The 16,452-nt window shown below is 71.1% G+C and carries 18 protein-coding genes; 5 read left to right on the top strand and 13 right to left on the bottom strand.

The window, feature by feature from the left end:
- Positions 1-170 precede the first annotated feature (170 nt).
- Positions 171-1,148, bottom strand: a complete 978-nt coding sequence (locus tag AC1DG4_RS19315; RefSeq protein ID WP_477380307.1) for a carbohydrate ABC transporter permease — start codon at positions 1,146-1,148, stop codon at positions 171-173.
- An 11-nt stretch (positions 1,149-1,159) separates the two neighbouring features.
- A complete protein-coding gene (locus tag AC1DG4_RS19310) occupies positions 1,160-2,464 on the bottom strand; it encodes a sugar ABC transporter substrate-binding protein (RefSeq protein ID WP_477380309.1) in 1,305 nt (434 codons plus the stop codon).
- A gap of 176 nt (positions 2,465-2,640) precedes the next feature.
- Here AC1DG4_RS19310 and AC1DG4_RS19305 point away from each other — a divergent pair, with 176 nt between their 5' ends.
- The 4 genes from AC1DG4_RS19305 to AC1DG4_RS19290 all read left to right on the top strand — a co-directional run bounded on the left by AC1DG4_RS19305 (position 2,641) and on the right by AC1DG4_RS19290 (position 5,349).
- Entirely contained in the window at positions 2,641-3,507 is an 867-nt protein-coding gene (locus AC1DG4_RS19305) for a spermidine synthase (RefSeq protein ID WP_477380311.1), read from the top strand.
- Between the two features lie 155 nt (positions 3,508-3,662).
- Positions 3,663-4,190 (top strand): hypothetical protein, encoded by a 528-nt coding sequence (locus tag AC1DG4_RS19300; protein WP_477380313.1) that lies wholly within the window; start codon positions 3,663-3,665, stop codon positions 4,188-4,190.
- Positions 4,191-4,267: 77 nt separating this feature from the next.
- Entirely contained in the window at positions 4,268-4,756 is a 489-nt protein-coding gene (locus AC1DG4_RS19295) for a SprT-like domain-containing protein (protein WP_477380315.1), read from the top strand.
- The gene (locus tag AC1DG4_RS19290; protein WP_477380317.1) at positions 4,753-5,349 is read left to right on the top strand and encodes a hypothetical protein; all 597 of its coding nucleotides are present in this window, start codon (positions 4,753-4,755) and stop codon (positions 5,347-5,349) included. The genes AC1DG4_RS19295 and AC1DG4_RS19290 overlap by 4 nt, the downstream gene beginning before the upstream one ends.
- Here the strand turns inward: AC1DG4_RS19290 and AC1DG4_RS19285 are convergent.
- The 5 genes from AC1DG4_RS19285 to AC1DG4_RS19265 all read right to left on the bottom strand — a co-directional run bounded on the left by AC1DG4_RS19285 (position 5,273) and on the right by AC1DG4_RS19265 (position 9,791).
- Entirely contained in the window at positions 5,273-6,733 is a 1,461-nt protein-coding gene (locus AC1DG4_RS19285; protein WP_477421421.1) for an ABC transporter permease, read from the bottom strand. The two genes, AC1DG4_RS19290 and AC1DG4_RS19285, sit on opposite strands and share 77 nt — an antisense overlap.
- The gene (locus AC1DG4_RS19280; RefSeq protein ID WP_477380320.1) at positions 6,730-7,599 is read right to left on the bottom strand and encodes an ABC transporter ATP-binding protein; all 870 of its coding nucleotides are present in this window, start codon (positions 7,597-7,599) and stop codon (positions 6,730-6,732) included. Before AC1DG4_RS19280 ends, AC1DG4_RS19285 begins: the two co-directional genes overlap by 4 nt.
- Positions 7,600-7,757: 158 nt before the next feature.
- Positions 7,758-8,552, bottom strand: a complete 795-nt coding sequence (locus tag AC1DG4_RS19275; RefSeq protein ID WP_477380322.1) for a permease prefix domain 1-containing protein — start codon at positions 8,550-8,552, stop codon at positions 7,758-7,760.
- 1 nt (position 8,553) lies between these two features.
- Positions 8,554-8,898: a PadR family transcriptional regulator gene (locus AC1DG4_RS19270; RefSeq protein WP_477380324.1), complete on the bottom strand. Its 345-nt coding sequence runs from the start codon at positions 8,896-8,898 to the stop codon at positions 8,554-8,556.
- Positions 8,899-9,290: 392 nt separating this feature from the next.
- On the bottom strand, positions 9,291-9,791 hold the full coding sequence (locus tag AC1DG4_RS19265; RefSeq protein ID WP_477421420.1) for a carboxymuconolactone decarboxylase family protein: 501 nt from the start codon (positions 9,789-9,791) through the stop codon (positions 9,291-9,293).
- An 86-nt stretch (positions 9,792-9,877) separates the two neighbouring features.
- On the opposite strand from AC1DG4_RS19265, the gene AC1DG4_RS19260 reads away from it, so the two are divergent.
- Positions 9,878-10,576: a LysR family transcriptional regulator gene (locus AC1DG4_RS19260; protein WP_477421419.1), complete on the top strand. Its 699-nt coding sequence runs from the start codon at positions 9,878-9,880 to the stop codon at positions 10,574-10,576.
- Between the two features lie 76 nt (positions 10,577-10,652).
- Here the strand turns inward: AC1DG4_RS19260 and AC1DG4_RS19255 are convergent, their stop codons facing one another.
- The 6 genes from AC1DG4_RS19255 to AC1DG4_RS19230 form a co-directional block, all read right to left on the bottom strand.
- On the bottom strand, positions 10,653-11,291 hold the full coding sequence (locus AC1DG4_RS19255; protein WP_477380330.1) for a response regulator: 639 nt from the start codon (positions 11,289-11,291) through the stop codon (positions 10,653-10,655).
- Between the two features lie 121 nt (positions 11,292-11,412).
- Positions 11,413-12,609 carry a sensor histidine kinase gene (locus AC1DG4_RS19250; RefSeq protein WP_477380332.1) on the bottom strand — a complete coding sequence of 399 codons (1,197 nt, stop codon included), beginning with the start codon at positions 12,607-12,609 and terminating at the stop codon, positions 11,413-11,415.
- A gap of 279 nt (positions 12,610-12,888) precedes the next feature.
- Positions 12,889-14,016: an AMP-binding protein gene (locus AC1DG4_RS19245; RefSeq protein ID WP_477380334.1), complete on the bottom strand. Its 1,128-nt coding sequence runs from the start codon at positions 14,014-14,016 to the stop codon at positions 12,889-12,891.
- 94 nt (positions 14,017-14,110) lie between these two features.
- The gene (locus AC1DG4_RS19240) at positions 14,111-15,028 is read right to left on the bottom strand and encodes a 1,4-dihydroxy-2-naphthoyl-CoA synthase (RefSeq protein WP_477380336.1); all 918 of its coding nucleotides are present in this window, start codon (positions 15,026-15,028) and stop codon (positions 14,111-14,113) included.
- Positions 15,029-15,068: 40 nt separating this feature from the next.
- Positions 15,069-16,040 (bottom strand): permease prefix domain 1-containing protein, encoded by a 972-nt coding sequence (locus AC1DG4_RS19235; RefSeq protein WP_477380338.1) that lies wholly within the window; start codon positions 16,038-16,040, stop codon positions 15,069-15,071.
- Between the two features lie 19 nt (positions 16,041-16,059).
- Positions 16,060-16,383 (bottom strand): PadR family transcriptional regulator, encoded by a 324-nt coding sequence (locus AC1DG4_RS19230; protein ID WP_477380340.1) that lies wholly within the window; start codon positions 16,381-16,383, stop codon positions 16,060-16,062.
- Positions 16,384-16,452 lie beyond the last annotated feature (69 nt).

The following is a 16,452-nucleotide window of genomic DNA, read 5'->3' as shown; positions in this document are numbered from 1 at the left end:
GGCGAAGTTGTCCCACGTGAACTCCTTCGGCAGCAGCGACTGCCCGCCCCCGGAGGCGCGCTTGTCGAAGGCGCTGGACACCATCCAGTACACCGGGAAGAGCGTGAACACGAGGACCACGATCACTGCGACGGTGAGCCCGAACCTGCCGAGCGCGGGGTGACGCGATTTCACAGCTCGTCCTCCTTCATGAGCGCGCGCACGTAGATCGCGGTGATCCCCAGCAGCACGAGGGTGAGCAGCACGGCGAGCGCGGATCCGAATCCGAACCGGTTCTGGCCGAAGGATTCGACGTAGGACCACACGCCGAGGTTCAAGACGCTGCGGTTGCTGCCGTCCCCGCCCGGCATCAGGAACACCTGGGCGAAGACCTTGAAGTCCCAGATCGTGGACAGGATGATCACGACAGAGAACACCGGCTTGAGGGTGGGGAAGACGATCTTCCAGAACCGGCGCCACGCGCCCGCGCCGTCGATGGCTGCCGCCTCGAGCATCTCCTTGTTGACCCCGAGCAGGCCCGCGAGGATCGTCACGGCGACGAACGGGAAGCCGTGGTGCACGATGTTCAGCAGCACGATGGCGAAGAACGCCCACCGATTGGTGAACCAGTTGACCTGGCCGTGGATGAGGCCCAGGTCCTGCAGCACGCTGTTGAAGATGCCGTGATCGGCGTCGAAGATCCAGATCCAGACGTAGGTGCCGGTGACCGCGGGCATGGCCCACGCGATCATGACGCTGCTGGCCACGATCGTGCGCCACACCGGACCGAGGCGAGCCAGCAGCAGGGCGACCAGGGTGCCCACCACAACTGTGGTGAAGACCGACACGACCGCGAGGCCCACCGTGTTCGGCAGCACGACGGTCCACAGGGTGGGATCGGTGAGCGCCTCGATGTAGTTGCCCAGGCCGATCCAGTTGGTCCGGCCCGTGTTGATCTCGCGCAGGCCGTAGTTCTGCAGCGAGAAGATCACGACCTGGACGAGAGGCCACAGCATGAGCGTCGCGAGGATCGCGAGCGCGGGGGCCAGCAGCAGCCAGGGACGGGCGGTCGCCCAGCGGAACCGGCGTCTGCCAGCCGGGCCGCCGGCCGCGGAGGAGGAGCGGCGCTCCCCTTCCGCGACCGGCCGCGGTGCCTGCACCATCGACATGGAGTTCGGACCTACTTCTTCTGGTTCAGAAGGTCGGTCATCTCCTTGGCGGCGTCCTTCGTCGCGGTGGCGACGTCCTTCTGACCGCTCAGGATGGACTGCATCATCGAGTTGGTCGTCTTCTTCGCCTGCACGGCGCCGAAGTTCGGGCTGACCGGGACGGATCCGCCGCCGTCGACCATCTGCTTCGCGAACGGCGCGACGAGCGGGTCGGTGGAGGCGAGGGCGTCCTTCATCGCGGACTGCACGCCCGGGAAGTAGCCGGTCTGGCTCGCCCACTCCTTGGCCAGGTCGCCCGTGGTCATCATCTTGGTGAACGCCCAGGCGAGGTCCGGGTTCTTGGTGGTGTTGAAGATCGACAGGTGCGAGCCGCCGAGCACAGACGGAGCGATGCCGCCGTCCTTGCCCGGGATGACCGCGGCGCCGATCTTGCCCTTGAGGTCGGGGTTGGCCTGGATCAGGGCGTTCGGGGTCCACGAGCCGGACAGCATCATGGCGACGTTGCCCTGGGAGAACGCGTCCTTGAGGTCGGTCTCCTTCCAGGTGGTCGCGCCCGCCGAGGAGAAGCCGTGCTTCGTGGCGAGGTCCGTGTAGAACTTGATCCCCTCCTGCGACTCCGCGCTGTCCATCTCGCTGGTCCAGGTGCCCTTCTTGTCGGTGGCGATCTCGCCGCCCGCACCCCAGACCCAGGGGTAGACCTGGAACTCGGCCGCACCAGGCACCGGGAACGCGAGCATGTTCGGGTCAGCCGCCTTGATGGCGTCGCCGGCCTTGACGATGTCGTCCCACGAGGTGGGCGCCTTCAGCCCGAGCTTGTCGAAGACGTCGGTGCGGTAGACGATCGAGCGCACGCCGGCGTACCACGGCATGCCGTAGAGGTGCCCGTCGTAGGTGCCCGCGGTCTTCAGGCCGGCGACGAGGTCGTCCTTCAGGCCCTTCTCGCCGTCGATGTACTTGTCGAGCTCGAGGAGCGCGCCGGCGTCCGCGAACTCCGGGGTCCAGGTGGTGCCGACCTCGGCCACGTCGGGCGTGGTGCCGCCGGCCATCGCCGTGGTGAAGCGGTCGTGGGCGTCGGCCCACTGCACCTCTTCGATCTTGACGGTGGCGCCGGTCTCCTTCGTGAACGCCTTCTCGACCTTGTCGTAGAACGCGGTCGCGTCGGGGTTGGTGCCCTTCATGATCCAGACGTTGAGCGTCTTGCCCTTGCCGTCGACAGGACCGTTGGTGGCCGCGGGGGCGCTGCCGCCGGAGCAGGCCGCCAGGCCCAGCGTCGCCACGACGCCGAGTGCCGCGACGGACAGAATGCGCTTGTGCATCGGGTGAATCTCCTCTTTGAAATCGCTGGGCGAACGCGCCAGTAGGAAAAAGTATCCACGCTGAACAAACTCTCTGCAAGTTTCTTCCAAGCTCGTGATGCAGCCGTGATCTGCTCCCGGATCCCGCCGAGCCGCCCGCGAAGTACTCCCCCATCGGGCGGCCGTAGGCTCATCTCATGGGCAGAGCGCGCGCGAAGGACACCGAGCATCCGGCCGCGCGGCTGGCATCCGGCGGGATCGCGCGCGTGGTCCCCGCGGAGTTCGGCGGCGGCTTCGAGCTGCTCATCGAGGACACCCCGCAGTCGCACGTGGACCTCGCGGATCCCACCCATCTGCACTTCGAGTACATCGTGCGGATGGGCGCCCTGATCGACCAGCTCTCCTCTCCCGGCGCGCCGATCACGGCCGTGCACCTCGGCGCCGGCGCGATGACCATCCCCCGCTACATCGCCACGACCAGACCCGGATCCCGCCAGCAGGTGATCGAGCTGGAAGCTCCGCTCGTCGAGCTCGTGCGCGAGCATCTCCCGCTGCCCCGAGGCGCCGCGATCCGGATCCGGATCGGCGATGCCCGCGAAGGCGTGCGCCGCCTTCCGCCGGCGCTGAGCGGCGCGGTCGATCTCGTCGTCGCCGACGTCTACTCCGGGGCGCAGACCCCCGCGCATCTGACCAGCGTCGAGTTCTACACCGAGATCGCCCAGCTGCTGGGACCGGCCGGCGTCCTGCTCGTGAACGTCGCAGATGGTCCGGGACTCGCGTTCGCCCGGCGTCAGGTGGCGACCATCCGCGCGGTGCTTCCGGAGGTCGCGATCCTCGCGGACGCGCAGATCCTGAAGGGGCGCCGCTTCGGCAACCTCGTGCTCGCGGCATCGAGGGGCCCGCTTCCGGCCGACGCGCTGCCGCGCATTCTCGCCGCGGGTCCGCATCCGGCCAAGCTCGCGCACGGCGCCGAGGTGATCGCATTCGCGAAGGACGCGGCGATCGTCACCGACGCGACGGCGGTGGCCTCGCCCCGGCCAGACGCCGGGCTGTTCCTGCGCTGAGCCCCTCCCGCCCGCGCCGATCCGCGACGCAGAGGGCCTCCTCCGACCCGGTGCCCGGCGCCGGTTTCTCACGGCACGCCCTGGGGCCTTCGCGGATGCGCCGGATCGGCAGGCAGACTGGAGGGCACGGCGAAGCAGTGCAGGAGGACGGGCGCGTGGGCTACATCAAGGGATACGACCCGGACTCTCTGCGCGAGCTGGTGGATCCGGCCGAGTGCGAGGCGCGGCTGGACGAGATCGCCGATCTGCGCAGTCTGCCGTCGATGCTCGAGCGGGTCTGGCTGCTGAAGGTCCTCGACCGCCTGGACGACGCCCTCCGCCTCGCGGATGAGGCCGTGCGGCAGGCCCGCATGGCCGGAACCAGGAAAGACCTGCTGCGTGCGCGCGTGCTGCGCGCGACCGTGCAGCAGTACCGCGGCGCGCACGCCGCCGCGGACCACGAGCTGGCCGCCTGCGTGGCCGAGGCGGAGGGGCAGGGCTGGGTCCCGATCGCCGCCTTCGCGCATCAGCACCGCGGCCGCAACGCCTTCGAGGCCGGCGACTACGACCAGGCCAGGGAGTGCTTCAAGCGCACGGTGTTCCTGCGCCGCGAGGCCGGCGCCGACGACGCGACGCTGGAGGCGGCCCTGCTCGCCGTCGACACCGTCGAACGCCGTCGCGACCCGGTCGTCGTCAACGGCTGACGCGCCGATCCTCCTCGAGCGGGCGGCGACCCGGGCGTTTGCGCCGGAATGTCGCCGGCGTCCCCTAACGTGAGTGCATGGCCGAGTTGGAACGAGTCCGGATCTGGGGCGAAGCGCTCATCCGGCTGCATCTCGATCCGAGCTGGTCGTTCGGCTTCGACAACGCCAAGCGCCGCGCGGGCGCCTGCAACTACCGCGACAAGCGGATCACCGTCTCGCGCTACCTCGCCGCCCGGTTCGACGACGACGAGATCCATCAGGTGCTCCTGCACGAGGTCGCGCATGCCGTCGCCGGCCACGACGCCGCGCACGGCGTCGCATGGAAACGGGTCGCCCGGTCGCTGGGCTACGAGGGCGGGACCACGCATCACGGCGAGACCGCGACCGATCTCGCCCCCTGGGTGGGCCGCTGTCCGACCGGCCACGTGACCTACCGGCACCGGCGACCCGCGCGGGCGTCCTCCTGCGCGCGCTGCTCGCGGCGCTACGACGAGCGCTTCCTCCTGGTCTGGACCCGCCGCGAGATCACCGCGGCCGACCGGCGGGCGGCGGTGATGCCGCGATGACCACGACGAACCTGACGCTACGGCACGTGCAGCTGAAGTTCCGGATCCCCGCGAGCGCGGACGCCGCCTGGGCCGCGCTGCATTCGCCCGCGGTGCTCACCGCGCTCTACGCGCCGGTGATCGTGGTCGAGCCCCTCACGCACAAGGATGAGGGCTCGCTCCTGCACAGCGCCGTGCGGTTGCGCTTGTTCGGGCTGGTCACCATCGGCACGCAGCTGATCGGGGCGTACGACGAGGTCCGCGAACACAAGGGCGAGACCGTGCGGGTCCTGCGCGACAGCGGGATCCCCCTCACCGGCCCGCTCTCCTCGCTCGATGTCTGGGACCACCGCATGGCCGTCTCGGAGCTGCCGGACGGCCGGGCGCTCTGGCGCGACCGGCTCGTCTTCGGCGGACCCGGATCCCTCCTGCTGCTACCCGCGCTCTGGGCGGCGTGGCAGTGGCGCGGGTGGCGGATCCGCCGTCTCTCCCGCACCTGGGACGGGGCCGCGGAGATCCCCCGCGGCCCTGCGCCCCTCAGTCCGCCGCGAGCGCCTCGACCGGGGCGACGCGGGTCGCGAGCCGGGTCGGGGCGGCGGACGCCACGAGCGTGAGCACAGCGGTGCAGGCCACGATCGTGACCACGGGAACCCATGGCACGACCGGGGGGATGAGCCCGGCCGGGTGGAAGTCGGGCATCGACGGGACCGAGCCGAGCAGGGACTGCGCGGCGATCCAGCCGTAGGCGACGCCCAGCACGAGGCCCGTCGCCGTGGCGGCGATCGTCACGTGTGCGGCTTCGAGCAGCACCATGCGGCGCACCTGGCGGCTGCTCAGCCCGATCGCGCGCAGCAGGCCCAGTTCGCGCCGACGCTGCACGACGCCGATCGTGAGCAGATTGACCAGCCCGACCGCGGCGATCACCGCCGACACCGCGACCAGCACCATCATCACGGTGCCGAACGCATCGAACGGGGCGAAGAACCCTGGCGGCAGCTCCTCGGCGCTCGAGCGCACCATGAGCGCCTTTGCCGACTCCAGAGCCACCGCGAACATCGTCACGAGCGTGACCCCCATCACCACACCGATCGCCATGCGGCTCGACCGCTCGGGGTGGCGCAGCGCGTTCTCGGCGGCGAGCCGGGCGGTCGCGCCGCGTCCGAACAGGCGTCCCACGAGCCGGAGCACGGGCGGCATCACCAGCACCGATCCGATCGCGAGCCCGCTGAACGAGAACACCCCGCCGAAGAACGCGACCACGACACCGAGCGGCGAGGACAACCCCACCACGACACCGGCGGCGAGCAGAATGCCGCCGAGCACGAACATCGTGATCGCGCCGAGATGCCTGGTGCCGCCGGCTCCGGTCTCGGCGACCGTGCGCTCGGCGGATCCCGCCAGCGCCTGCAGCGGGGTGACGGTCAGCACGCGTCGGGATCCGGCCCAGGCCGCGAGCCAGGTCGTCAGCGCCACGCCGACGGCGGGGATCAGCGCTCCGGGCTGCAGCGGCGAGAAGCCCTGCGGCGGGTGCTCGAAGGCGAGGGATCYGATCGCCGCACCACCCCAGCTCAGCAGTACTCCCGCGGCGAGCCCCAGCACGGCGCCGATGATGCCGACCGCGAGGCCCTGCCCCGCGACCTCCGACCGCTGCGACCGCGCCGACGCTCCGATCAGTCGCATGAGCGCGATGCGGCGGGTGCGACCGGCGACGATGGTCGCGAACGTGTTGGCGGTCACGATCGCGGCGACGTACATCGCGACGGCGGTGAGCAGCACCGAGAGGATCCGCACGACGTAGGCGAGGGTCTCGCTGTCGCCGAGGAACGGATCGTTCTGGAGCAGAGCGCCCAGGTAGAAGGTGGTGTCGACGAGGATCACGCCGAATGCCGCGGTGAGGGCGGCGACGAACACGCTCGAGCCCATGCCGCGCTCCTGCAGGAACGCGAGGCGCGACGGGGTCAGCGGCGTCTCGAGCCGCGTCGGGGCGAGGGCGGTCATGCGAGCGCTCCGCTCGGCTGGGTCGCGGTCACGGACTCGGGTGCGGCGGGCCCTGGCCCGGGCGCGGCGGGCCCGGGCGCGGCGGGGGCGCCGCCGGAGACGGGTGCGGCGGGGGCGCCGCCGGAGAGCATGAGCGCGGCGATCTCGTCGGCGCTGCGGCGCGGGTGGTCGGCGACGATACGGCCGTCGCCGAGGAACAGCACCCGGTCGGCATAGCTGGCCGCGACCGCGTCGTGCGTGACCATGGCGATCGACTGGCCCTGCTCACGGCTCGCGGTGGAGAGCAGCTGCAGCACTTCGCGCCCGGACGCGGAGTCGAGGTTTCCGGTGGGCTCGTCCGCGAAGACGAGGTCCGGCGCGGTGGCGAGCGCGCGGGCGATCGCCACGCGCTGCTGCTGCCCGCCGGAGAGCTGGTGCGGCCGGTGCCGCAGCCGCGGCCCGATGCCGAGGATCTCGACGAGGGAGTCGATGCGCGCCCGCTCGATCGCGGACGGGCGCCGCCCGTCGAGCTCGAACGGCAGCAGGATGTTGCCGAGCGCGTCGAGGGTGGGCACCAGGTTGAACGCCTGGAAGACGAAGCCCACGCGGCGACGACGCAGGATCGTGAGGTCGAGGTCGCCGAGACCGGTGATCTCGGTGTCGCCGATCCACGCCCGCCCGCGGGTCGGGATGTCCAGGCCCGCCATGATGTGCATGAGCGTGGACTTGCCGGAGCCGGATGCGCCCATGATCGCCGTGAACTGGCCGCGGCGGATGCCGACGCTGACGTCGTCGAGGGCGCGCACCGCACCCTCGCCGGATCCGTAGGTCTTGGTGAGGTGCTGGACGCGGGCCGCAAGACCCAGGTCGCTCGTCGTGATCTCCATGTCTTCGACGCTAAGGATCCGCCCCCACTCCTCGCGTCGCTCTGCGGACCCATCTCCCTACATCGCAAGGATGATCCACGCGCCCCGACTTCCGAGTCGTCCCCATGAGCGCACCCCCTGGTGTGCGCTCACAGGGACGACTCGGAAGTAGGAGGGGCTCAGGCGGAGGCGACGGCCGGAGAGGAGGGCGTGGAGACGCCGCGGCGGAGGAAGCGGACGAGCAGGATCAGGGCGACGATGCCCGCGACCAGGGCTATCGCGCCATCGCTCAGACGCACGCCCACGCCCGCCACCGCGAGGCCACGGACGAGGTCGAGGGCGACCGAGAGCGCACCCGATCCGAAGCCGACCAGACCCACGCCGAGGAAGGCCACGGCACTCGCCACGAGCAGCATGCGCCGATCCTCCCGGGCGATCAGCGCCGCCCCGCGAAGGCGCCGCACCAGAAGCCAGGCCGCGAGCAGCACGACGCCGAGGATCCCGGCCGCGAGCCGTTCGGAGACGATCTCGTCGGAGTGGTGCATCGCCGCCGCGGCGGCGCAGCTGCCCGCCTGCGGGAAGAAGCCCTGGAAGTCGGCGCACCGCGCGGCCGTGTACGTCACCCCGTTCACGTCGCCAGCGAGGAACGCGGGTCCGGCGATCGCCTCCATCGCCCACGACACCAGCCCGCTCACGCCGATCACAATCAGGCCCAGCGCGACGACGAGCCACCCACCGCTGAGCAGCCCCACCGCGCGGCGCCGCGGAGAGCGCGCCTTGGCGACGGCGGCGGGATCCCCGAATCGTCGTACGGCGACCTCCGCAGCCTCGGCCGGATCCATCCCCTGCGCCTGCAGTGCCGACTGCGCATCGCGCAGGTGTCCGTCCGTCTCGGCGAGCAGCCGCCAGGTGTCCTGGCCCGCGCCCAGCCGGTCGGCGAGCTGCGCCACGTAGCGGTCGATCGCGTCGGTCATCTCACACCCCCTGCACGGCCGGGCGGATCGAGGGAGCCGCGAGCGTCGACGCCACCCCGTCGGCGAAGCGCTGCCACGCCCCGGTCTCGCGGGTCAGCTGTGCCGCGCCGGCCGCCGTGATCGCGTAGATCCGGCGCCGGCGGCCGTCGTGCACCCACTCGCTCGTGATCGCCCCGGATCGCTCCAGCCGGTGCAGCGCGGGGTACAGCGAGCCCTCCGGCACATCGAACTCGCCGCCGCTCGCGGTGCGCAGCGCCTCGGCGAGCGCGTAGCCGTGAGCGGATCCGCGAGCGAGAGTCGCCAGGACCAGCATCTCGAGATTGCCTCGGAGTCGTTCGTCTGCCATGGGGTGACTATACCTAGACTGTCGATGCATAGACAGTCTTTGTCCCTGAGAGTTAACCCAGCGTCCGTGCCCGTGGACCATGTCCCACTCTCGGCTGCAGAATCGCCGGATCCACAGCCGAAAATGGGACATGCCTCAGCCTGAAGTGGGACACGTCGCAGCCGGAACTAGGGCACGCGTGGCCGGAGTCGGGCTCCGGGACACGCCTGGCGTCCGACCCCCGGACCGGTTCCGAGCTCCGGCTCCACCGACGGTTCGGTGGACCATGTCCCACTTTCCGCTCCGGAATCCCGGATCCGCGGCCGAAAGTGGGACATGCCGTGGCCCGAAGTGGGACATGCCCCCAGCAAGCGACGCAAGCCCGCACGCGCCGCACACACCGGACGCGCCGTCTACATCGATCCGGTCCAGGCGTGCGTGGAGACGCCGACCGCGTTCCACGCGTTGATCACGACGATCAGTGAGACGAGGGCGCCGAGTTCCTCCGGGGAGAAACGCGTGGCCGCGGCCGCCCAGTCCGCGTCCGGCACATGGGTCTCGGACAGGCGGGTGATGCTCTCCGTGAGCGCGAACGCGGCACGTTCACGGGCGGTGAAGAAGGGCGACTCCTGCCACACCGCGACCGCGGCGATGCGGGCGGYGGTGTCGCCGGCCTTGGCAGCATCCCCCGCATGCAGGTCGACGCAATAACTGCATCCGTTGATCTGCGAGGCCCGCAGGCGGACCAGCTCGCGCAGTCGGGCGTCGATGCCCGCCGCATCGAGCTCGCGGATCATCGCGGCATCGAGCCCGGCGAGCGCGCGGGAGAAGCGCGGCGCGACCGTGTCGATGTCGAGACGGACGGGGATCGGGACGGTCGGCTCGGTCTGGGTCGAGGTCTCGGTGATGGTCATGGCGGTTCCTTTCGTCTCGTTCAGAATCGACGATCCGGATCCATCCGTCCAACAGCTGATGCCTATCGCTATCATCTGTCTCAGAGATGGAACTTCACCAGCTGCGCTACGTCCTCGCCGTCCTCGAGACGGGATCCTTCACGGCGGCCGCGCAGCGCGTGCGGGTCAGTCAGTCCGGTGTGAGCACGCAGGTCCAGAAGCTCGAGCGCGAGCTCGGCATCGCCCTGTTCGATCGCACTTCCCGCCGGGTCGCCCTCACTCAGGAGGGCGAGCGCCTGATGCCCGCGATCCGCGCCGCCCTCGAGGCGATCGGGGAGATCGGCGCCACGGCCGCCGACCTGCGCGGGCTGCTGCTCGGATCGCTTCGCGTCGGCACCGTGTTCGGCCTGACGTGGCCGCGGTTCTACGATGCGCTCGCCGAGATCAGCTCCGCGCATCCGGGGCTCGAGCTACGGCTGCGCGAGGACACGTCCGCGCAACTGATCGACGCGGTCCGGCGCGGCGAGATCGACCTCGCGCTCGTCGCCTGGGCCGAGCACCCGCCGCACGATCTCGGATCCACCGTCGTGTTCGATGACCCGATGGTCGCCGTCGTGGCGCCGTCCCACCCCTGGGCGGCGCGGCGCAGGATCCGCCCGGACGAGCTGATCGGCATGGACCTCATCGCGCTGCCGGAGGGCACCGGCGACCGCGCCGCGCTCGATGCTCTGCTCTCCGGGCACCCAGGCGCGAGCGCCCCGCACGTGAGCGCACGCCATAGGGTGCGCTCACAGGGACGACCCTGAAGTGGAGGGGTACCCCAGGGGGCGACACCGAAGGGGCGACACCGAGGGGGCGGCAAGGGGCGACGCCGAGGCGGCGTCAGTTCAGGCCGTGCTCGAAGGCGAAGACGACGAGCTGCACACGATCGCGCAGGGTGAGCTTGGTGAGGATCCGGCTGATGTGCGTCTTCACGGTCGCCTCGGAGAGGAATTCGCGGGCGGCGATCTCGGCGTTGGAGAGGCCCCGCGCGGCGAGCGCGAAGATCTCCTTCTCGCGCTCGGTGAGGGCGCCATAGCTCGGCGGCACCGGGGTCTGCGCGGGCGCCGCGAAGTGCGCGAACAGATCACGGGTGGCCGAGGCCGCGATCACGCTGGAACCGGAATGCACGGTGCGGATCGCCGCGAGCAGGAACTCCGGATCCGCGTCCTTGAGGAGGAAGCCGCTCGCGCCCTGACGGATCGCGCGCGCCGCCGCCTCGTCGAGGTCGAACGTGGTCAGCATCACGATGCGGGGCGGATCCGCCTGCTCCAGGATGCGCGCGGTGGCGGTCAGTCCGTCCATGACCGGCATCCGGATGTCCATCATCACCACGTCGGGGCGAGTCGAGCGCACGACCTCGATGGCCTCCTGCCCGTTCCCCGCCTCGCCGACGACCTCGAGGTCGGGCTGGGACGCCACGAGCATGCGGATCCCGGCACGGAACAGCGCCTGGTCGTCGACCAGCACGACACGGATCATCCTGCCTCCTCGTTCCGCGCGATCGGATCCGCGCCTCCGGAAAGTCTGTCATCCCCCGGCGCGGGGCCGGGACGCCCGGCGCGGGGCCGGGACGCCCGTGGAGCGGGCCCGGGACCGCGGGTTAGGCGGCGGCCGGCCCGATCGGGAGCATGGCGCGCACCACGAACCCCTCCGCCTCGTGCTCCGCGCTGAGCGTGCCCCCGACCAGCTGCGCGCGCTCGCGCATGCCGATGAGGCCGTGCCCGCGCTCCGTGTGCGCCTGCCGCGGCATCGGCGGCACCGCGTTGCGCACCGTGATCTGCACGCTGTCGGCGTGCCAGCCGAGCCAGACGTCGACGTCGCCGGCGCCGTGCCGGATCGCGTTGGTCAGGGCCTCCTGCAGGATCCGGTACACCGCCAGCTGGATGCCGGCGGGCGGCTCGCCCGGCGGCATCGGATCCACCGTCACGCGCGGTTCGATCCCCGCGGCGCGCACCTGCGTGTACAGCGTCTCCAAGTCGGCGAGCGTGGGCTGCGGCCCCTGCCCCTCGCTGTGCCGCAGCTGCGCGAGCAGCAGCCGCACATCGGAGAGCGCCGCGCGCGCGGTCTGCCCGATCGTGGTGAGCGCCGCCGTCGCCTGCGCCGGATCCGCGGCCGCGGCGTAGCGCGCGCCGTCGGACTGCGCGATGACCACCGCGAGGGAGTGCGCGACCACGTCGTGCATGTCGCGGGCGATCCGCACACGCTCCTGCTCTGCGGCGGCGACCGCCTCCGCCCGCACCTGCATGTCGCGGGTCCGCCGACTGTGCAGCACGACCCGCCACAGCAGACCGGCGCCCCAGGCCATCACCAGGGTGAGCACGGACACGGTGCCCAGGAGCACCGCCACCAGCGCGACGCGCAGGCCGGTGTCGGGATCCTGGATCAGGCCCTGCTCGTTGATCAGGGACATGTAGCCGCCCGCGATGAGCCCGCCACCCAGAGCGGAGGCGCCGCCGATCCAGAGCAGGCGCATCGATCCCCAGGCCGAAGTCGCGAAAACCACGGCGAGGATCGCGATGTTGTAGGCGCCCGGCGAGAAACCGCACGCCATCTGCAACAGTGCGCCGATCCACGCCACGATCAGGGCGAGCACCGGTGAGAGCCGGCTGATCGCAGCCGCGCCCCAGAGGATGACCGCGACCAGCATCACGAGCAGAATCGAGAACGGGCCGTCCGGGATCCAGCGGCTCATCGTGCCGGCCTCGAACGTGTACGTGAGGGGCAGCGTGAGCAGCAGACCGATGGCGCTGCCGACGATGTCGAACACGAGCCAGAAGCGCGGGATGGTGCGGATCACCCCCTCACGGTACGCGACCGGATCTCGCGCGGTCATCCGCCGGGAGATGTATCCGGTGCGGCGTCGACGTGCGRGCGGGGCGGACGAACGAATGCAGGAGACTCCCGCCGAATGCAGGACCGACCGACCACGTCGAGCGGCGAGCCCCGAGACTCCGCGGTGATCCGAGCGACCGGCCTCCGTCGCTCCTGCATGTGGGAGCGACGGTCCTGCATTCGGTCGCTCGAACCGCGGAGGCCGCGCTCAGAGGCTACCTCCGCAACGCGGATCAGGCCGGACTCAGCGCGCGGCGGCGAGYGCGGCGATCGCGCGGCGGTCGGGCTTGCCCGACGCCAGCAGCGGCAGCGCCTCGACCGGGAAGATCCGCGCGGGGCGCGCCTCGGCGCCCACGTCGGCCGCGGCCCGTTCCCGGGCGGTGGCGAGCAACCTCGGGGCAGAATCGACGGCTCCGCCCGGCAGCTCGACCACGATCGCGGACGCCTGGCCCCAGCGCTCGTCCGCGATCGCCACCACGACGGCGCCCTCCAGACCCGCCACCGTGCGCACCGCGCGCTCGACCCGGTCCAGCGACACGTTCACTCCGCCCGAGACGATCACGTTGTCGACCCGCCCGGTCACCGCAACCCTGCCGTCGGCCACGTCGCCGGCGTCGCCCGTGCGGTACCAGCGGTCGCCGGCGCCGTCGGCGACGAACGTGCGCGCGGTCAGCTCGGCATCGCTGAGATAACCGTCGGCGAGAGTCGGACCGGCGATGCGCAGCTCGCCGTGGACCGGCGCGACGCGCACTCCGTCCAGCGGGACCCCGTCGTATACGCAGCCACCCGCGGTCTCGCTGGATCCGTAGGTGCGCACGACGCGGGCACCGAGATCCGCGGCCCGCGTGCGGAGCGCCGGCGGCAGCGCCTGCCCGCCCAGGAGCAGCGCGTCGTAGGAGGAGAGGGCGGCGCGCACCTCCGGATCGTCGGCCGCGTCGAGCAGCGTCGCGAGCTGCGCGGGCACGAGCGACGCGAACCGCGGACCCGCCGTCATGCCGCGCGTCGCCGCCACGAACGAGACCGGCGTGAACCGCCCGTCGAGCAGCACGGGAGCCGTGCCCGCCAGGTGCGCGCGGACCAGCACCTGGAGCCCGGCGACGTAGCCGGCCGAGAGCGCGAGCATCCACTGCCCGGATCCGATCCGCCGCGCGGTCGCCTCCGCGCTCGCCGTCAGAGCGGCGGCGGAGAGGATGACTTTCTTCGGCACGCCGGTGGATCCGGAGGTCGCGATGACGACCGCCGTGCCATCGGCGACCTCGTCGCCTGGATCCGGCGCGAACCCGAGCGCGAGGGGCGCGGCGCCGTCGAGCGCCGCCGCCAGCCCGCCCCCGACGGCGACCGGATCCATACCGTCGACAGCCTGCAGCCTCACCGGGGACCGCCCGTCCCACCCGGCTTCACTGTGTGCACATGGCTCCATCCGCGGCGCGGATCGAGCCGTGTGCGCACGGTGAGACCCAGGGTCATCAGAACTGCCAGGGGTAGGGGGACCAGTCGGGCTCGCGCTTCTCCAGGAAGGAGTCGCGGCCCTCGACCGCCTCGTCCGTGCCGTACGCGAGGCGGGTGGCCTCACCCGCGAAGACCTGCTGCCCGACCAGCCCGTCGTCGACCGCGTTGAAGGCGAACTTCAGCATGCGGATCGCGGTGGGCGACTTGGTCAGGATCGTCCTGGCCATCGCGATCGCCTCTCGTTCGAGCTCGGCGTGCGGCACGACGCGGTTCACGGCGCCCGCCTGCATCGCGCGCTCGGCGGAGTACTCCTCGGCGAGGAAGAACACCTCGCGCGCGAACTTCTGCCCCGTCTGCCGAGCCATGTACGCCGACCCGTATCCGGCGTCGAAGGATCCGACATCGGCATCGGTCTGCTTGAACCGCCCGTGCTCTGCACTCGCGATCGTCAGATCGCAGACCACGTGCAGCGAGTGCCCGCCACCGGCGGCCCAGCCGGGCACGACCGCGATGACGACCTTCGGCATGAATCGGATGAGCCGCTGCACCTCCAGGATGTGCAGCCGGCCCGACCTGGCCTGCGCCTCGGCCGGCACCGCCGCCTCGTCCTCGGAGTACTTGTAGCCGTCACGGCCGCGGATCCGCTGGTCGCCGCCGGAGCAGAACGCCCAACCGCCGTCCTTCGGGCTCGGTCCGTTGCCGGTGAGCAGGACGACGCCGATCCGCGGATCCTGACGGGCCTCGTCGAGCGCGCGGTACAGCTCGTCGACCGTGTGCGGCCGGAAGGCGTTGCGCACCTCGGGCCGGTCGAAGGCGATGCGGGCGATCCGTCCGTCGTTCGAGACGTGCGCGGTGATGTCGGTGTACTCCCCCGCGCCCGGCGCGAGCGTCCACTCGGCGGGGTCGAACAGGTCGGAGACGGGGTTCTCGGTCACGGATCCAGCCTATTCCGGGTGCCGTCCACCGCGGACCCGCTCACGCCTCGCGCGCGAGGCCGAGCTTGCGGTAGGCGTCGAACAGCAGGCCGATCAGGATCCCGCCCAACACGGCCGTGAGCGAGATGTTCACGATCTGGACGACGTCCGCGGTCGGGGTGCTCGCGGCCTGCATCCGCGCCATCAGGTCGGGCGCGATCACCGCACGCCGCCAGATCAGCATGATCGCGCCGATCATCGCGACCAGGCTCGCCGCAATGCTGACCGCGGCGAGAGGCGCACTCCAACGCCCCCGCACGGCGACGAACGCCTCGACGACGACCCCGATCGCGAGCAGCACGAACCACGCGACCATGACCCAGGGCCATAGGCCCGGAGCGAGGACGTGGACATGCTCGTCGCCCCAGCCGACGGTGCGGTCCCAGACGACCGACCCGATCAGGATCACCGTCATGACCGAGATGCCGATCAGATCCGAGATCCGCGCGAGCGGGATCACGGTCCGCGGCAGTTTGTCGGGAGTCCATTCGAGCACGGTGTCCCCCGTGGATCCGACCCGCTCGAGCACGGCGAAGACCAGGGTGGTCCAGAACGCGACCTGGACGCCCGACGTGATGATCGCGGGGATCATCGCGCCGATCACCGCGCCCACGTCGCCTCCCCCAATCGCTCGGATCAGGCCTGCGATGAGAGCGGTCACCGGCACCACGATGAACAGCAGAAGACGCAGCAGTCGCAGCCAGGCGGCGTAATAGCGGGGTCCGATCAGAACGAGCGGCCTCCCCGAGAGCGAGGCCGCGTAGGCGATCGGGTCGCCGAGCTCCGCGATCACGGCGTACTCCGCCGCCCCCTCCTCCTCGCCTGCGGCGAGACGGCCGTCGAGTTCGTCCGCGATCGACGCGCGCAGCTCGGCGGAGACCTCCGCGCGATCGGCGGCAGGTACGGACCGCGCCACCGCGGTCACATACCGCTCGGCGAGGGACGTGTCGGCGAGAGTCGTGTCGGTGTCCATGATGTTCTCCTCCAGGAGGTCAGGGAAGGTTCTTCGCGGCGGCGGCGATGGCCTGCACATCGCGGGTGAGGGTGTCGGCCAGGCGGAGCCCGGCGTCGGAGGTGCGATAGAACTTGCGCGGTCGCGCTTCCTCGGTGTTCCACTCGCTCACGAGATAGCCCTGCTTCTCGAGGCGTCGCAGCAGCGGGTACAGGGTGTTGGAGTCGGTGGGGAACCCGGCGGCACTCAGCTGCTCGAGCAGGCCGTAGCCGTACCCGGGCTCACGCAGCAGCCGCAGGCTCGCGAGCACGATCGTGCCGCGCCGCAGCTCCTGCAGATGGCCGTCGAACTCCTCATCGCTCATGTTCAACACCATATTGTGCGTCGCACACCATTGTCAATCACACAATTCTGTTCAACGCACTCCCATAGC

The sequence above is a fragment of the Microbacterium sp. 05N427 genome, from assembly GCF_056397105.1.
The sequence above is the reverse complement of the archived record's forward strand: the minus strand, read 5'-3'. Positions and strand labels throughout refer to the sequence as shown.